This window comes from Streptomyces sp. NPDC051217, assembly GCF_044455465.1.
In the GTDB taxonomy this organism is placed as follows: Bacteria; Actinomycetota; Actinomycetes; order Streptomycetales; family Streptomycetaceae; genus Streptomyces.
This window is the reverse complement of sequence record NZ_JBITEV010000022.1, coordinates 76,063-92,405: the sequence shown is the minus strand read 5'-3', so window position 1 is coordinate 92,405 and position 16,343 is coordinate 76,063. Positions and strand designations below refer to the sequence as shown.

The following is a 16,343-nucleotide window of genomic DNA, read 5'->3' as shown; positions in this document are numbered from 1 at the left end:
CGGCCCGGCCCGATCCTCGTACGAACACCTGTCCCCCACCGGTTGGGACGGGGATCACACCCCGCCGTGCGCGGTCCGCACCCGCGTGGCCACCCATACCCCCGCCAGCGCCACCGCCGCCATCGGGAGGAACACCGCCGCGAAGGCCGCCGGGTGGGAGGCGTCCGCCGCGGAGAGGTCGTGGGCGCCCACCGCGCCGCCGCCCAGGGCCGCGAACGCCGCGCCGCCCGCCGAGAGCAGCAGGACGTTCGAGAGGCCGTCGGAGATCTGGAGCGCCGCGGAGTTGGTGCCCGCCTCCTCGGGAGGCGAGAGCTTCAGCAGCAGCACGCTCGTGGACGCGATCACCGCGCCCATGCCGAGGCAGCCGACCGCCCAGGCGACGCCCACGATCCAGACCGGGACCGAGTCGATCAGCACGCTCGGCGCGGCGGCGATGGCCGCCGCGACCAGCACCATGCCGCCCATCAGCAGCCGTTCGCGGTGCGGCTCCACGCGGGGGCGGGACTGGATGTACGAGCCGAGCGCCCAGGTCGCGCCGCCGACGGCCAGCGAGAGGCCCGCCAGCGTCGGGGACAGGCCCCGCTGGGTGACGAGCATCAGGGGGACGAAGCTCTCCGCCGCGATGAAGGAGCCCGCCGCCACGCCGCGCAGCAGAACGACCGACGGCAGACCGCGGGCGGCGCGGTAGGTGCCGCGTGGCAGCAGGCCGAGGACGGCGGGCACGATCAGCGCGGCGCCGGCCGCGCCGGGGAGCAGCGACCACCAGTTCAGGTCCTGGCCCGCGTACTGGAGCAGGCCCGCGCCGAGCGAGATCGCCAGTGCCAGCCGGATCCGGCGCCGGTCGAAGGCCGGTACGGGCCCCGAGGGGTCGGCGGGCCCGCTCGCCATCGCGCGTATCGCGGGCAGCGCGGTCGCCAGCGGCAGCACCACCAGCACCGGGATGCCGACGAACACCCAGCGCCAGCCGAGGTGTTCGGTGACCGTCCCGGAGGCGAGCGGTCCGACCACCGAGGGGATCACCCAACTCGCGGCGAACGCGGCCATGATCGCGGGCCGCAGCCGCTCCGAGTAGGCGCGGCTGACCACCACGTACAGCGCGACGATCACCAGCCCGCCGCCGAGCCCCTGGACCGCCCGGCCCACGATGAAGAGCCACATGGCGCCGGCGGTGCCGGAGAGCAGCAGTCCGGCCGCGAACGCGCTGATCCCGGTGACGAGCGGGCGGAGCGGGCCGCTGCGGTCCGCCCACTGCCCGGAGAGCACCATCGCGAAGAGGCTGGTGGTGAAGTACGCGGAGAAGGCGAACGCGTACAGCGAGACGCCCCGCAACTCCCGCGCGGCGACCGGCATCGCCGTGCCGACCGCCGTCGCCTCGAAGGCGATCAGCAGGACAACGCAGACGATGCCGACGCTGAGCGCCCGGTGGGTCTTGCCGAGGATGCCGTCCTGGCCCGAGTCGAAGGGGCCAGGCAGCGGGGCGGCTTCGGCGGCGACGTCGGCGTCGCTCGGTTCCAGGGCGGTCATGGGCTCAGAGTAAGGGGCGTAGACCCGGTTGAGCCCTGTCGCTGGTCGGTGTGGGCCTCGTCCCTTGGTCGTACGACCATGAACGGCGTATGGCAGTCGCGTTGCGGGGTGCCAGGCGCCCTTGAGGGCCGTACGCCGCCCCGCTTACGGTCGAGTCATCAGCACGCACGGCCGTGTGCCCGAGTGGTTCAGGGGCTCGACTGCAAATCGAGTTACGTGGGTTCGATTCCCGCCACGGCCTCTTCAAGAAGTTCCTGAGAAGTCCCTTTCGAAGCCCTCACCGAAGTTCTTTCGGGGAGGGCTTCGTTCATCCCGCCGTCACCACGGCCGACTGCGGCCTGATCGGCAGCCGGTTGACCGGTCGGCCCGTCGCCGCGCGTACCGCCGCCGCGACCGCCGCCGGGGACGTCACGACCGGCACCGCGCTCGCGGGCTTCGCCCCGAACGGCGCCACCACGTCCCGCTCCTCGACCAGTTTGACGATACGGATGTCCGCCGCGTCCAGCGACGTCGGCAGCGCGTAGCCGGTGAGGTCGGGACGGCGTACCAGACCGCGGGTCGTACGGAGGTTCTCCGTCAGGGCCGTACCGATGCCCTGCGTGACACCGGCCTCGATACGGGTCGCGAGCTGCGCCGGGTTGAGGACCCGGCCGACGTCCTGCGCGACCGCCATCTCCACGACGCGGATCGACCCGAGTTCGATGTCGACGTCCACGACCGCGCGGATCGCGCAGAACGCGAGCCCCACGAACGCGTCACCCTGACCCGCCTCGTCCAGCGGCTCGGTGGGGTGCGGGCGGCACTGGGCCGTGGCCCACAGTTCCTTGCCGTCCATCGCCTCGGTGACGGTGGTCGACAGCACCCCGTCGTAGGAGGTGATCTTGCCGTCGGTGATCTGGAGCAGCTCCGTCGACATGCCGAACTGGTGCGCCAGCGGCTGGAGGAGCTGTGTACGGACCATCTTCGCCGCCCGCTCGACCGCGCCGCCCGAGACCCAGGTGTGGCGGCCGTGCGTGGCGGGGCCCGCCGGAGGCTGGTCGGTGTCGACCGACGCGACGTGCACCTCCTCGATGCCGAGCGTCTCCTGGACGATCTGGCGGGCGAGGGTGGAGAAGCCCTGGCCGGTCTCGACGGCGGCGCAGATGACCGTGGCGACGCCGTCGTGGACCTTGACCGTGGCCGTGGAGACCTCGTCGGCGCCCTCGGCGCCGAGCATGTGGACCATGCCGAGCGCGTAGCCGACGCCGCGGCGTACGGCGCCGGGCTCGCCCGCGCCCTCCGGGCCGCCCGGCAGCAGCCAGGACGACTCGGGGACGTCCTTGGGGAGCGCGGGGAGCGGGAAGTCGCGTACGGCGCGCAGCAGTTCGGCGACGGGCGCCGGGCAGGTCACGGTCTGCCCGGTGGGCAGGATGTCGCCGGTCGCCAGCGCGTTGCGCAGGCGCAGTTCGGCCGGGTCGATGCCGAGCTTGGCCGCCAGCTTGTCCATCTGGCCCTCGTACGCGGCGCAGACCTGCATCGCGCCCTCGCCCCTGACATGGCCGGAGGGCGGGTTGTTGGTGCGTACGGCCCAGCCTTCGATGAAGGCGTGCGGGACGATGTACGGCCCGCAGGCGAACGCGACGGCTGCCGCGAGGGATTCGGCCGAGGCGTCCGCGTACGCGCCCGCGTCGAGCAGGATCTGCGCCTCGACCTTGACGAGCCGGCCCTCGCTGTCGGCGTGGTGCCGGTAGCGCAGCAGCGTCGGGTGCCGGTGGGCGTGGCCGAGGAAGGACTCCTCGCGGGTCGCGGCCAGCTTCACCGGGCAGCCGGTCTGTAGCGCGAGCAGGCCGAGCGGGATCTGGAAGCCGGGGTCCTCGCGGTCGCCGGTGGCGCCGGGGACGCCGGTGACGACGACCTTCACCTGGTCGGGTTCGAGACCGAAGCAGGCGGCGGCCAGATCGCGGTCGGTGTGCGGGTCGGTGGAGCCGGTGTAGATCTCCACGCCGCCGTCGGGACGCGGTACGGCGAGTCCGGCCTCGGCACCGATGGGGGCCGGGTCCTGGCGGCCGATGCGGTACAGGCCCTCGACGACCACCTCGCCCATGAGGTCGGGGTCGCCGTAGCGCAGCGGGATGTGGCGGATCAGATTGCCGTCGGGGTGGAGCGGCTCGGCCTCGAAGGCCTTCTCCGGATCGGTGACCGGGTCGAGGACCTCGTACTCGACGGCGATGGCGGCGGCGGCCAGCCGGGCGGTGTCGGGGTGGTCGGCCGCGACGGCGGCGATGGCCTCCCCGTGGTGACGTACGACCTCGGAGGCGAAGACGGGACGGTCGGCGACGAGCCGCCCGTAGGAGGGGTCGCCGAGTACGTCGAGATGGGTCACCACGGCCCGTACGCCGGGCATTTCGGAGGCGGCCGACGTGTCGATCGACAGGATGCGCGCGTGCGGGTGCGGTGAGCGCAGCAGCGCCGCCCAGAGCAGTCCTTCGGCCCAGAGGTCGGCGGCGTACGGGAACGTGCCCTCGGTCTTGGCGCGGGCGTCGGCCGGTGGGAGAGAAGCGCCGAGACCCAGCGCGGGCGGCTCCTGCTGGGGGCCGTCGAGTGCCTGGGTCTCGGTGGCCGCGTCGTTGCTCACGCCATGCCTCCGTCGTGCGGGTCGAGAGGTGCGGGGTGGGCGCCGCCGGCGCCCGGTGGTGCCTGGTGCGGGATGCGGGCCTCGTCGGCGGCGGCCTCGGCGCTCGCCGCGCGTTCGGCGACGACCTCGCCGACGGCGTCGAGCACACCCCGGTATCCGGAGCAGCGGCAGAGGTTGCCGCACAGCGCCTGGCGGGTCTCCAGCTCGCTGGGGTCGTGGTTGCCTTCGAGAAGGTCGTGGACGGTCATGGCCATGCCGGGGATACAGAAACCGCACTGCACGGCGCCGCAGTTGGCCAGCGCGCGCTGGACGTCGGACGGTTCGCCGTCGGAGGCCAGACCCTCGACCGTACGGACCTCGGAGCCGGCCGCCGTGGCCGCCGGGACGAGGCAGGAGGCGACGAGACGGCCGTCGACCTGGACGTTGCAGGCGCCGCACTCGCCCTGCGAGCAGCCGTCCTTGGCGCCGGCGAGGCCGAGGCGCTCGCGCAGGACGTAGAGCAGGGACTCGCCGATCCAGGCGTCGGTGACGGGGCGGTCGCCGCCGTTGACGCGCAGGACGTAGGAGTTGGCGGGGTGTTCGGCGCTGTCGTTGCTGCTGGTGAGGGGGGCGGGTTCGGGCTCGGGCTCGGGCTCCGGTGCCTGTTCCGGGTCGGCCGCGGGCTCGGGCGCGAGTTCCGCTTCCGCTTCCGGTACGGCTACCGCCCCGGTCACCCCGGCCGGTGGGGCGGACTCGGACTCGCCGTCCGTCTCGTGCGCGGGCGCGGCGGGCGCCGGTACGTCCACGGCCTCGGGCCGCTGTTCCGCCACGGGCTCCGGAAGCGGTTCCGGTTCCGGAGCCCACGGAGCGCGAGCACCACCCGGAAGGGTGGCCGGCGGGGCACCGCCCGACCACTGTGACGTGGTGGGCATCGAGGTGGTGAACTCGCCCGATTCGTCAGGAAGCTCCTCCCCGATGACCGGGATCACCCACTGGCCGGTGAGCTGCGACGGAGCGGTCGGCGCCGGCTCCGTACGGGGGTCGGCGGCGGCGCCGTCCGCGTCGGCGAAGGACCACTGACCGGTCGCCCGCGGATCGTGCGACACCCCCGGCGCGCCCGGCCCGACGTCCTGGCTCGCGCCGTACCCCTGAGGGTGCCCCTGCCCGTGACCCGACCCGTAGCCGTACGGATCGGGCTGCGCCTGCGGCGTCCCCGCCGCCCATTGACCGGCGGCCGCCGGACCCGCGGGACCGGCACCCCCGTCCGGCTGCCGCTGGTCGATCGTCGGTGGTACGTACCCGTGCCCGCGTGCCGCGAGCGGCGCGTCCGCCCTGTCCTCGGGCGGCAGTTGGACGAACGCGGTCGCCTCGGCGTCGTACTCGCCACCCTGCGGGATCGGCTGCCAGGCGCCACGCCCCCGCGGGTGCCCGTGCGAAGGGTCCTGTCGACGCCCCTCCGGAGTCCCGGAGTTCTCGTTCTCGTCGGTGGTCACGGCAGCGCCCTCCCCAGTGCTCGTCGAGCCAGAGTGGCGACGGTACGCCTCAGGTGCAGCACGGCGGGCGGCAGGGCGGGCGGCTCGCTCCCGTCGGCCGCCGGAGCCGGATCGGGGATGCAGGCCGCGGCGACGTACTCGCCGAAGGCCGTCAGGGCCTCGGGCGCCAGCCCGCGGTCCGCGTCCCAGTCGATCAGCGAGGCGATCCAGCGCTCGGCCTCCATCGGGCGCAGCGGCATCGGCGCGATGGCGCCGACCGCGCAGCGCACGCCGCGGCGGGCCGGGTCGAGCACGACGGCGACGGACGCGGTGGCCCGGCCGGGGCCGGTGCGGCCGGTCGCCTTGAGGTAGACCTGCGGGGCGTGCAGCAGCGGGACCCGTACGAAGCCGATGAGTTCGGCGGGCGCCAGCATCTCGCGGCCGGCCAGCAGATGGGCGACGGGGATCTCGCGGCGGGTGCCCCCGGGGCCGGCGACGACGAGGTCCGCCTCCAGGGCCGCCAGCACGGGCAGCGAGTCGCCGGTGGGCGCCGCGGTGGCGATGTTCCCGCCGAGCGTGCCGGCGTTACGGATCTGGGGCGGCCCGGCGGCGCGCGAGGACGCGGCCAGCGCGGGGATGAGGGCGGCGAAGTCGGGCCGCCCCATCCGCGCGTGGGTGAGTCCGGCGCCCAGCAGGGCGTGTCCGTCCTGGTAGTGCCAGCCGCGCAGTTCGCTGATCCGGCCGAGGCCGACCAGGCCGGCCGGTCTGAGCAGGCCCTTGTTGACAGCGGCCATCAGATCGGTTCCACCCGCGACGGGCACGGCGGCAGGCATGGCGCTCAGCGCCGCCACGGCCTCGTCGAGCGAGGCCGGCAGCGTCACGGACTGCGCCGTCTGCGGTGCGTGCGTGGTCAACCCAGCTGCCCCTTCCCGGTGTCCCGGCTGTCCGTCTGTGTTGGCCGTACCGTACGTGCTCACAGGCCGGACGAGGCAACTCTGGCACATCTTCCGGGCCTACCGGTCCGAGGGTCCATGAAGCACGCATCCGCCCCTGAACGAGGGGAAGGTCCGTTTTCACGCCTCTTCACCGACACATACGGAATGCCAGCATTCGGTACTCCATGTACGACTTATTCGTACGGAGGGCCCGGGGAGCCCGGTCGGGGGGATCACACGTTCGGGGGCGCTCCCTCGATCGGACGTCCGAGAACGGCCGAGTCCCCGTTCGGCCCCGGGCGCTTCTGCCAGGGCAACGGGCCCCCGGGCGGCCGGTAATCGACCCCGAGGGCGTCGAGGCGCTTGTAGTGCACGGCCATTCGCCGTTCGAAATCCGTGAAGGCGCGGTCCGGGGACGCGGGCAGGGCGGACCAGGCGACCTCGGCGAAGGCGCAGAGGCGCGGGAAGAGCTGGTAGTCGACACGGGAGCGGTCCTGCATCACCTCGGTCCACACATTGGCCTGGGTGCCGAGGACATGGGCGGCGTCGGCGCCGGTGAGCTCCGGCGGTACGGGTTCGAAGCGGTAGACGTCCTCCAGCGTGCGGACGTATCCGATGGGCATCGGCTCGTCCTCGCCCGCCGCCTGACGGTGGTCCAGATACACCTGCTGCTCGGGGCACATGACCACGTCGTGGCCGGCCTTGGCCGCCGCGATCCCGCCCGCGTAACCGCGCCACGAGGAGACGGCGGCGCCGGGGGCCAGCCCGCCCTCCAGGATCTCGTCCCAGCCGATGAGACGCCGGCCGCGTGCGGAGAGCCAGCCGTCGAAGTGCCGGATGAACCAGGACTGGAGTTCGTCCTCGTCGGCCAGGCCGAGTTCACGGATCCGCTCCTGGGCGGCGGGCGACCGTTTCCACTGGTCCTTGGGGCACTCGTCGCCGCCGATGTGGATGAACGGCGAGGTGGCGGCGGGGAAGAGGTCCAGCAGCTCCTCGAAGACGCCCTCGAAGAAGCGCAGGGTGTTGTCGCTGGGGGCGAGCACGTTCGGGTTGACGCCCCAGGTGTCCCAGACGTCCAGCGCCGAGGTGTCGACGACATCGGTGTTGCCCAGTTCCGGGTAGGCGGCGATGGCGGCCTGCGAGTGGCCGGGGATGTCGATCTCGGGGACGACGGAGATGTGCCGCTCGGCGGCGTACGCGACGATCTCGCGGATGTCGTCCTGGGTGTAGAAACCGCCGTGCGGCTTCTCGTCCCACATGTCCGAGAACCGGTGGCCGTACTTGGTCCGCGACCGCCACGCGCCGACCTCGGTCAGCTTCGGGTGACGCTTGATCTGGACGCGCCAGCCCTGGTCGTCGGTGAGGTGGAAGTGGAAGACGTTGAGCTTGTGCGCGGCCATCAGATCCAGGAAGCGCAGGACGCCGTCCTTGGGCATGAAGTGGCGTGACACGTCAAGCATGACGCCGCGCCAGCCGAAGCGGGGCTGGTCCTCGATGACCTGACGGGGGATCTCCTGCCGTACGCCGGGGGACAGCGGCGCGCGACGGAATGCCTTGGGGCCGAGGAGCTGACGGAGCGTCTGGGCGCCCCAGAAGACGCCGGCCGCGCTGCCGCCGTGTATCTCGGCGCCCCATTCGGCGGTGATGTCCAGCCGGTACGCCTCGGGGGCCATGGACTCGTCGATGCTCAGCGAGACCGCGTTGCTGCCGCCCGCGGGGCCGGGGGCCAGCGGCAGCCCCAGCGCGGCCCCGAGGGTGGCGCGCAGCCAGCGCTCGGTGGTCTCGGTCCCGGGCGCCGCCCAGAGGGTGGTGGCCGAGTCGGGGACGAAGCCACCGCTCTGTGGGCCTTCGACACTGACAGGCGCCGGGATCAGGTCCATCACGTCAGTCCTCAGTCCTCGTTCGGCTGGCATATGCCGGAGTCAATGGGTCGTTGGAGCGTGCACGTGGACACTAGGCCCGGCCCTGACGAACGGACAAGCGGTCTCAACCATTCGGTGATCAGGCACACGTGAGCGTTCCCTGGCACGTCTGTGCGCCCGGTCCGTCCGTGCACCTCCGACCTACCCGCTCACGCGCCCGCCGACGCGAAAGGCTCCGGGGCGCGCGAGTGCGCGCCCCGGAGCCGTCCGGCGCTCGACGAAGAACGACGGGCTCCGGGCCGTGTGGTGAGAGTCCCGTCCGGCTCCCGCCCTGCGGGCGGACGACGGTACTTTCAGAACACGCCTAGTTCTTACCCTTGCCGCTCTTGTCCTTGCCGCCCTTGTCCTTGTCCCCGCCGGGGCCCATGGACTCGTAGATCTCCTTGCACATCGGACAGACCGGGTACTTCTTGGGGTCGCGCCCCGGTACCCAGACCTTTCCGCACAGTGCCACCACAGGAGTGCCGTCGAGGGCACTCGCCATGATCTTGTCCTTCTGGACGTAGTGGGCGAAGCGCTCGTGGTCGCCGTCGCCGTGCGACACCTTCGGTGTCGGCTCCACGAGGGTGCCCGTACCTGCCCCGCGCTCGGGCTCAAGAGTGCTCATAACCGCCAAGGGTACCCACGCTCGCGCCATCCTGAGGGCTCCGGGCCCAGGGGCGGTGTCCGAACACTCCGCAGCCGCCCGCTCACGCGTCAGTTGAGCGAGGGGTCGTCCGGATAGGTCGCCACCATGGCCAGTTCGCTGCGCTGTCTGCGCAGCACCGCGCGCCACAGGCTCTCCGGCCGCGGCGACGACACGTCGCCGGGCTCCGACTCGACCACGTACCAGGCGCCTTCGCTCAGCTCGTCCTCCAGCTGGCCCGGCCCCCAGCCCGCGTAACCGGCGAAGATCCGCAGCGAGCCGAGGGCCCGCGCGAGCAGTTCGGGCGGCGTCTCCAGATCGACCAGGCCGATCGCGCCGTGCACCCGCCGCCAGCCGAGGGGCCCTTCGTCACCGGGGATGACCGCGAGCCCGAGCGCCGAGTCGAGGGATACCGGTCCGCCCTGGAAGACCACACCCGGGTCGCCGGCCAGCCCGCCCCAGGACTCCAGGATGTCCCCGACGTCCACGGGCGTGGGCCGGTTGAGGACCACGCCGAGTGACCCCTCCTCGTCATGGTCGAGCAGGAGCACCACCGCGCGGTCGAAATTCGGATCCGCCAGGGCCGGAGTCGCGACGAGCAGCCGCCCTGTGAGCGAGGACACCTCGGTCATGCGAGACATGATCCCGCACATTCGCCTTCCGCGGGGGCCGCGCGGCAGAGTGCGCGTGATCGCAGCTCAGGCGCACGGCGGCACGGGGAGCGCAAGGAACCGCCGCACCCTGGACCGAAGCGGACACGGCAAGAAGGGTGACTCTCCGCAAGGGACGGCGGACGGAAAGTGTCCGGCCGTCTTCTCTGCGGCTTCGGCCTGTCCGATGCCTTACGGCACAGGGGTGCGAGCCCCTTACTCTTTTGCTTTGGCCCCCTGTCCGACGACACCGGAACGCGAGATTCATGACCGGCACAGCTGATGTAATGCTTGTCCACGGCGGAACCCCGCTGGAGGGTGAGATCCGCGTCCGAGGCGCGAAGAACCTGGTGCCGAAGGCCATGGTCGCCGCCCTTCTCGGCAGCGGGCCAAGCAGACTGCGCAACGTGCCCGACATCCGTGACGTACGGGTGGTCAGGGGGCTGCTCCAGCTGCACGGCGTGACCGTGCGCCCCGGTGAGGAACCGGGCGAGCTGATCCTCGACCCCTCGCACGTCGAGAGCGCCAACGTCGCGGACATCGACGCCCACGCGGGCTCGTCGCGCATCCCGATCCTGTTCTGCGGCCCGCTGCTGCACCGCCTCGGCCACGCCTTCATCCCCGGCCTCGGCGGCTGCGACATCGGCGGCCGGCCCATCGACTTCCACTTCGAGGTGCTGCGCCAGTTCGGCGCGACGATCGAGAAGCGCGCGGACGGGCAGTATCTGGAGGCCCCGCAGCGGCTGCGCGGCACGAAGATCCGGCTGCCGTACCCCTCGGTCGGCTCGACGGAGCAGGTGCTGCTGACGGCCGTTCTGGCCGAGGGCGTCACCGAGTTGTCGAACGCCGCGGTGGAGCCGGAGATCGAGGACCTGATCTGCGTGCTCCAGAAGATGGGCGCGATCATCTCGATGGACACCGACCGGACGATCCGGATCACCGGGGTCGACACGCTCGGCGGCTACAACCACCGCGCCCTGCCGGACCGGCTGGAGGCCGCGTCCTGGGCGTCGGCCGCGCTGGCGACCGAGGGCAACATCTACGTACGCGGCGCGCAGCAGCGGTCGATGATGACCTTCCTGAACACCTTCCGCAAGGTCGGCGGGGCCTTCGAGATCGACGACAAGGGCATCCGCTTCTGGCACCCGGGCGGCCCGCTCAACGCGATCGCCCTGGAGACCGACGTACACCCCGGTTTCCAGACCGACTGGCAGCAGCCGCTGGTGGTGGCGCTGACGCAGGCGGCGGGCCTGTCCATCGTCCACGAGACGGTGTACGAGTCGCGGCTCGGCTTCACCTCCGCGCTCAACCAGATGGGCGCCCACATCCAGTTGTACCGGGAGTGCCTGGGCGGCTCGGACTGCCGCTTCGGCCAGCGCAACTTCCTTCACTCCGCGGTCGTGTCGGGCCCCACGAAGCTCCAGGGCGCCGACCTGGTCATCCCCGACCTGCGGGGCGGCTTCTCGTATCTGATCGCGGCTCTGGCGGCGCAGGGCACCTCGCGGGTGCACGGCATCGACCTGATCAACCGCGGCTACGAGAACTTCATGGAGAAGCTGGTCGAGCTGGGCGCGAAGGTCGAACTCCCGGGCGGCTCCGTCGTCTGACACCTCGTCCTCGAACGCCAAGGGCGGTCACCCCGACCGGGGTGACCGCCCTTGTGCCGTGCCTGAGGGTTACTTGCCCTTGGCGGCTTCCTTGAGCTTGGAGCCCGCGGAGACCTTCACGCTGTAACCGGCCGGGATCTGGATCGGGTCGCCGGTCTGCGGGTTACGAGCGGTGCGAGCGGCACGGTGGGTGCGCTCGAAGGTCAGGAAGCCGGGGATGGTGACCTTCTCGTCGCCCTTGGCGACGATCTCGCCGACCGTCTCGGCGAGGGCGGCCAGCACGGCGTCGGCATCCTTGCGAGTCACCTCGGCGCGGTCGGCCAGGGCGGCCACCAGCTCACTGCGGTTCATGTTGTTACTCCCGTGTTCTTCTTGCGTGTGAGGCGTGAGATCGAAGCCGATGCTGCCAGGACCCTCTGACAGTCCCGTCGAGCGGGTCTGTTTTTCAGGTCTTCGCGCCCCAGTGGGGTATCCCCTGGACATAGTCCTTGAGAAAGCATCCTGCCCCCACCAGCGGCGGGAAAGCCAATCCGGGCCCTGAAACCCCCTTGGAGCAGCGGGCTCATGGTCCGTCACCCTAGAGGTGGGTTCACGGTGCCGCGAATCGCGACGCGCCGGGCGTCAGACGGACGTGGCGCCTGTCACAACGGCGCCGGCGGCCTTGGCGGCGGTCCGTACGGCACCCGCCACAGCGCCCGCGACCTTGTCGTTGAAGACCGACGGAACGATGTAGTTCGGGTTGAGTTCGTCACCCGTGACAACGTCCGCGAGGGCCGTCGCGGCGGCGAGCATCATCTCCGTGTTGACGGTGCGTGACTGCGCGTCGAGAAGACCGCGGAAGACGCCGGGGAAGACCAGGACGTTGTTGATCTGGTTGGGGAAGTCGGAGCGGCCGGTGGCCACAACTGCCGCTGTCTCGCGGGCGATTGCCGGGTCGACCTCGGGGTCGGGGTTGGCCAGCGCGAAGACGATCGCGCCGTCCGCCATGGCCGCGACGTCCTCGCCGTTCAGGACGTTCGGGGCGGAGACACCGATGAAGACGTCGGCGTCGACGACGGCCTCCTTGAGGGTGCCGGTGACGCCCTCCGGGTTGGTGTTGTCGGCGATCCAGCGCAGGGGCGATTCGGCCGCCGCGGAGACCAGGTCGGCGCGGTCGGCGTGCACCACCCCATGGATGTCGGCCACGACCGTGTGCTTGACGCCGGCCGCGATAAGAAGTTTCAGAATCGCTGTACCGGCGGCACCCGCGCCCGACATGACGACCCGTACGTCACCGATCTCCTTGCCGACCACGCGCAGCGCGTTGGTCAGCGCGGCGAGCACCACGATGGCCGTGCCGTGCTGGTCGTCGTGGAAGACCGGGATGTCCAGGGCCTCGCGCAGCCGCGCCTCGATCTCGAAGCAGCGGGGGGCGGAGATGTCCTCCAGATTGATTCCGGCGAAGCCGGGCGCGATCGCCTTGACGATGGCGACGATCTCGTCGGTGTCCTGGGTGTCCAGGCAGATCGGCCAGGCGTCGATCCCGGCGAAGCGCTTGAACAGGGCCGCCTTGCCCTCCATGACGGGCAGCGCGGCCATCGGGCCGATGTTGCCGAGACCCAGCACCGCGGAGCCGTCGGTGACGACCGCGACGGAGTTGCGCTTGATGGTGAGCCTGCGGGCGTCCTCGGGGTTCTCGGCGATCGCCATGCAGACCCGTGCCACACCCGGCGTGTAGACCATCGAGAGGTCGTCACGGTTGCGGATGGGGTGCTTGGACTGCATCTCGATCTTGCCGCCGAGGTGCATCAGGAACGTACGGTCGGAGACCTTGCCGAGGGTGACGCCCTCGATGCCCCGCAGTTCCTCGACGATCTCGTCCGCGTGGCTGGTGGAGCTGGCGGCGATCGTGACGTCGATCCGCAGCTTCTCGTGGCCGGACGCGGTGACGTCCAGACCGGTCACCGAGCCGCCGGAGGATTCCACGGCCGTGGTCAGCTGGGACACCGCGGTACCGCTCGCGGGTACTTCCAGCCGGACCGTCATCGAGTACGAGACGCTTGGCGCCGTTGCCATGACCGTGTTCCTCTGCTTTCCCTGGCTTCACTTGCCGCACCGCCTCGCCCCTGGGGTCCGGCGGAACTTTCCGATCGTCGCACCTACCTGCTGGTAGGCGGTAACGGGGGGCGGGCCGGGAAATCAGGAGCGGGTCCGCGTCAGTGTGTGACGCGGACCCGCTCCTGTGAAGACGTATTCCGGTGAATGTCCGTGAACACTAAGAAGAAAAAGATGGCACCGACCCGCCATGCTCGCCTCGCGGCAAGTGGTCGCTCGAAGCGACGAAGGTTGGGCCCGGGGGCTTGGATCGAGTCGGTGCCAGTGTCAGGCTAACAAAGCCACCCCGGAAAGTGATTCCCGTAGCTGGGTTGACTTGACGATCATTCTCTGAGGAGGTCGGGAACTCCCTGCTCGTCGGGGTCGTCGCGGTCCGCCGAGACGACCGTCAGCTGCTGCGTCGCGCGGGTGAGGGCCACGTACAGCACCCGCAGTCCGGCCGGGGACTCGTCGGCGATCTCGGCCGGCGAGACGACCACCGTGGCGTCGTACTCCAGCCCCTTCGCCTCCAGGCTGCCGAGCGCCACCACCCGGTCGCCGAGCCCCGCCAGCCAGCTTGCCGCCTGTTCCCTGCGGCTCATGGCCACGACCACGCCGATCGTCCCGTCGACGCGGTCCAGGAGGCGCGCTGCCTCCTCCCGTACGGTCCGGGCCAGGTCACCGCCGCGTACGGCGCTGAAGCGCGGCTCGACGCCCGTGGAGCGGACGGCGGCCGGGGACTCCATGCCCGGCATCGCGAGGGCCAGCACCCTGGCGGCGAGGGCGGCGATCTCGGCCGGGTTGCGGTAGTTCACGGTGAGGGTGAAGTGGCGGCGCGGGCGGTTTCCCAGGGCCTCGTCGCGCGCCTCCGCCGCCTCGTCCGGGTCCGACCAGGACGACTGGGCGGCGTCGCCGACCACCGTCCAGGTGGCATGCCGGCCACGGCGGCCGACCATCCGCCACTGCATCGGGGTGAGGTCCTGCGCCTCGTCCACGATGACGTGGGCGTACTCCGTACGCTCCGCCGCGAGTCGTTCCGCGCGCTCCCGCTGCGACTCCTCGCGCTGCGGCATCAGCTCTTCGAGCCCGGTCAGCTGGTCCAGCGGGTCCAGCTCGCGGCGCTTGCGCCGGCGGGGCGGTGAGCCGAGCAGCTGCTCCAGCTCGTCGAGGATCGCCACATCGTGCACGGACAGCGGCCCCGTGCCGTCGGGACCGGCGCGCCGCAGGGAGCGGGCGACCTTCCTGGTCTCGGTCGGGTTCAGGATACGGCGGGCCCAGCGGCCGAGCCGGCGCTCGTCGGCCATCGCGGCGAGCACTCCGCGCGCGGTGAGTTCGGGCCACCAGGCGTCCAGGAACTCGATGAAGTTGTCCTCGGACGCCACGTCCTCGTCGAAGCCGCCGCGCAGTTCGGCGGCCAGCTGGGCGTCGCCCGCGGCCATGTGGTCCCCGGCCCGGGACGCCGCGCCGGACTTCGCCCAGAGCGCGTCGAGCAGCAGCTTCCTGGCGCGCGGGCGCAGCAGGTTGACGGGGGCGGTGCCGGTGAGGGCGGACTGCCTGATGCGGTACAGCTCGTCTGACTCCAGCTCCAGGCGGCGGCCGAGCGCGACCACCCGCAGCCGGGTGGGTGTCACGCCGCGCCCGGATGTCGGGGACGTACCGCCGCGCGACGAGTCGAAATCGCCGCTGCCGCCGTCCCCGAAGGAGAGCTGGCCGGCTCCCTGACCGGCCGCCGGACGGCCGCCGCGCCCACCGCGGCCCCCGGCGGGCGCCCTGTCCCCTTCCAGAGCCCCGCGCGCCGCCTTGCGCAGCACCTTGAGCATGCGTGCCGAGCCCTTGACGCGGGACACGGCGGGTTCGTCGTACGCGGTGGCCTCCGCGCCGTCCACGAGCGACCCGACCGCGCGGATCGCGACCTGCCCCTCCTCGCCCAGGGACGGCAGCACACCTTCCGTGTACGCGACGAGCAGCGGCGTCGGCGAGACGACGAGGATGCCGCCCGCGTACCGCCGCCTGTCCTGATAGAGCAGGTACGCGGCGCGGTGCAGCGCGACGGCGGTCTTGCCGGTGCCGGGACCGCCGGACACCTCGGTGACGGACGCGGCGGGCGCCCGGATCACCAGGTCCTGCTCGGCCTGGATGGAGGAGACGATGTCCCGCATGGTGTGGCTGCGGGCCTGGCCGAGGGCCGCCATGAGCGCGCCGTCGCCGATGACGGGGAGCGCCGCGCCGTTCAGCGTGGCGGTCAGCTCCGGGCGCATCAGGTCGTCCTCGACGCCGAGGACCTTGCGGCCCTTGGAGCGGATGACACGGCGCCGTACGACCCGGCCGGGGTCGACCGGTGTCGAGCGGTAGAACGGCGCCGCGGCCGGAGCGCGCCAGTCGATGACCAGCGGCGAGTAGTCGGAGTCCAGGACTCCGATCCGGCCGATGTGCAGCGTCTCGGCGATGTCGGCGGTGTCGTCGTCGCGTACGGCGTCGTCGGCGGGCTCGACGGAGGTGTACGCGCCGTCCGGGCCCTTCTTGCCGTCCTTGCCGGGCAGCAGGTCGACCCGCCCGAAGAGGAAGTCCTCGAATTCGTTGTTGAGCCGGTTGAGATGGATTCCGGCCCGGAACACCTGCGCGTCGCGTTCGGCGAGCGCGCCCGGTGTGCCGACCTGACCGCGCTTGGCGGCGTCGTTCATCAGGAATTCCGCCTCGTCGATCTTCTCTTCGAGGCGGCGGTAGACCTGATCGAGATGTTCCTGCTCGACACCGATCTCGCGGTCGCGCACGGAGTCGGCCCCCGCGGGGCTCGCGGGGTCCTTCCCCGTCGCGTACACGGGGTCGCTTATGGCGTCGTTTCCCTTGTCCCGTACGGGATCGACAACCGATCCGGCGGATTCAACAGCGGCATCCTGCGCGGCCACCGAGGCCCCCTTCTGACGTGCACTGGGCAGCCGTCA

Annotated in this window: 11 protein-coding genes and 1 tRNA gene; 2 read left to right on the top strand and 10 right to left on the bottom strand. The window is 71.7% G+C overall.

All coding sequences use genetic code 11. The features are described 5' to 3' along the window. Positions 1-54: 54 nt before the first annotated feature. Entirely contained in the window at positions 55-1,524 is a 1,470-nt protein-coding gene (locus tag ACIBBB_RS33865; protein WP_398988879.1) for an MFS transporter, read from the bottom strand. Positions 1,525-1,693: 169 nt separating this feature from the next. Here ACIBBB_RS33865 and ACIBBB_RS33860 point away from each other — a divergent pair. Continuing rightward, positions 1,694-1,765, top strand: a tRNA-Cys gene (locus ACIBBB_RS33860). Between the two features lie 66 nt (positions 1,766-1,831). Here the strand turns inward: ACIBBB_RS33860 and ACIBBB_RS33855 are convergent. The 6 genes from ACIBBB_RS33855 to ACIBBB_RS33830 all read right to left on the bottom strand — a co-directional run bounded on the left by ACIBBB_RS33855 (position 1,832) and on the right by ACIBBB_RS33830 (position 9,703). Continuing rightward, positions 1,832-4,138, bottom strand: coding sequence for a xanthine dehydrogenase family protein molybdopterin-binding subunit (locus ACIBBB_RS33855; protein WP_398988876.1), 2,307 nt, complete (start codon positions 4,136-4,138; stop codon positions 1,832-1,834). Beyond that, positions 4,135-5,610 (bottom strand): 2Fe-2S iron-sulfur cluster-binding protein, encoded by a 1,476-nt coding sequence (locus tag ACIBBB_RS33850; protein WP_398988874.1) that lies wholly within the window; start codon positions 5,608-5,610, stop codon positions 4,135-4,137. Before ACIBBB_RS33850 ends, ACIBBB_RS33855 begins: the two co-directional genes overlap by 4 nt. After that, entirely contained in the window at positions 5,607-6,503 is an 897-nt protein-coding gene (locus ACIBBB_RS33845; RefSeq protein ID WP_398988872.1) for an FAD binding domain-containing protein, read from the bottom strand. Before ACIBBB_RS33845 ends, ACIBBB_RS33850 begins: the two co-directional genes overlap by 4 nt. Before the next feature lie 254 nt (positions 6,504-6,757). Beyond that, the gene (locus tag ACIBBB_RS33840; RefSeq protein WP_398988871.1) at positions 6,758-8,404 is read right to left on the bottom strand and encodes a beta-N-acetylhexosaminidase; all 1,647 of its coding nucleotides are present in this window, start codon (positions 8,402-8,404) and stop codon (positions 6,758-6,760) included. A 346-nt stretch (positions 8,405-8,750) separates the two neighbouring features. Then, a complete protein-coding gene (locus tag ACIBBB_RS33835; protein WP_189106896.1) occupies positions 8,751-9,053 on the bottom strand; it encodes a DUF3039 domain-containing protein in 303 nt (100 codons plus the stop codon). Between the two features lie 89 nt (positions 9,054-9,142). Beyond that, positions 9,143-9,703 (bottom strand): YqgE/AlgH family protein, encoded by a 561-nt coding sequence (locus ACIBBB_RS33830; RefSeq protein ID WP_189106895.1) that lies wholly within the window; start codon positions 9,701-9,703, stop codon positions 9,143-9,145. Between the two features lie 284 nt (positions 9,704-9,987). On the opposite strand from ACIBBB_RS33830, the gene murA reads away from it, so the two are divergent. Then, entirely contained in the window at positions 9,988-11,328 is a 1,341-nt protein-coding gene (murA, locus tag ACIBBB_RS33825) for a UDP-N-acetylglucosamine 1-carboxyvinyltransferase (protein WP_398988869.1), read from the top strand. 69 nt (positions 11,329-11,397) lie between these two features. Here murA and ACIBBB_RS33820 read toward each other — a convergent pair whose 3' ends face one another. The 3 genes from ACIBBB_RS33820 to ACIBBB_RS33810 all read right to left on the bottom strand — a co-directional run bounded on the left by ACIBBB_RS33820 (position 11,398) and on the right by ACIBBB_RS33810 (position 16,307). Then, complete coding sequence (locus ACIBBB_RS33820) at positions 11,398-11,679, bottom strand: HU family DNA-binding protein (RefSeq protein ID WP_003954777.1); 282 nt, start codon at positions 11,677-11,679, stop codon at positions 11,398-11,400. Positions 11,680-11,949: 270 nt separating this feature from the next. Further along, the gene (locus ACIBBB_RS33815) at positions 11,950-13,383 is read right to left on the bottom strand and encodes an NAD-dependent malic enzyme (RefSeq protein WP_398988867.1); all 1,434 of its coding nucleotides are present in this window, start codon (positions 13,381-13,383) and stop codon (positions 11,950-11,952) included. Between the two features lie 362 nt (positions 13,384-13,745). Then, positions 13,746-16,307 (bottom strand): HelD family protein, encoded by a 2,562-nt coding sequence (locus ACIBBB_RS33810; protein ID WP_398988865.1) that lies wholly within the window; start codon positions 16,305-16,307, stop codon positions 13,746-13,748. Between the last annotated feature and the right edge of the window lie 36 nt (positions 16,308-16,343).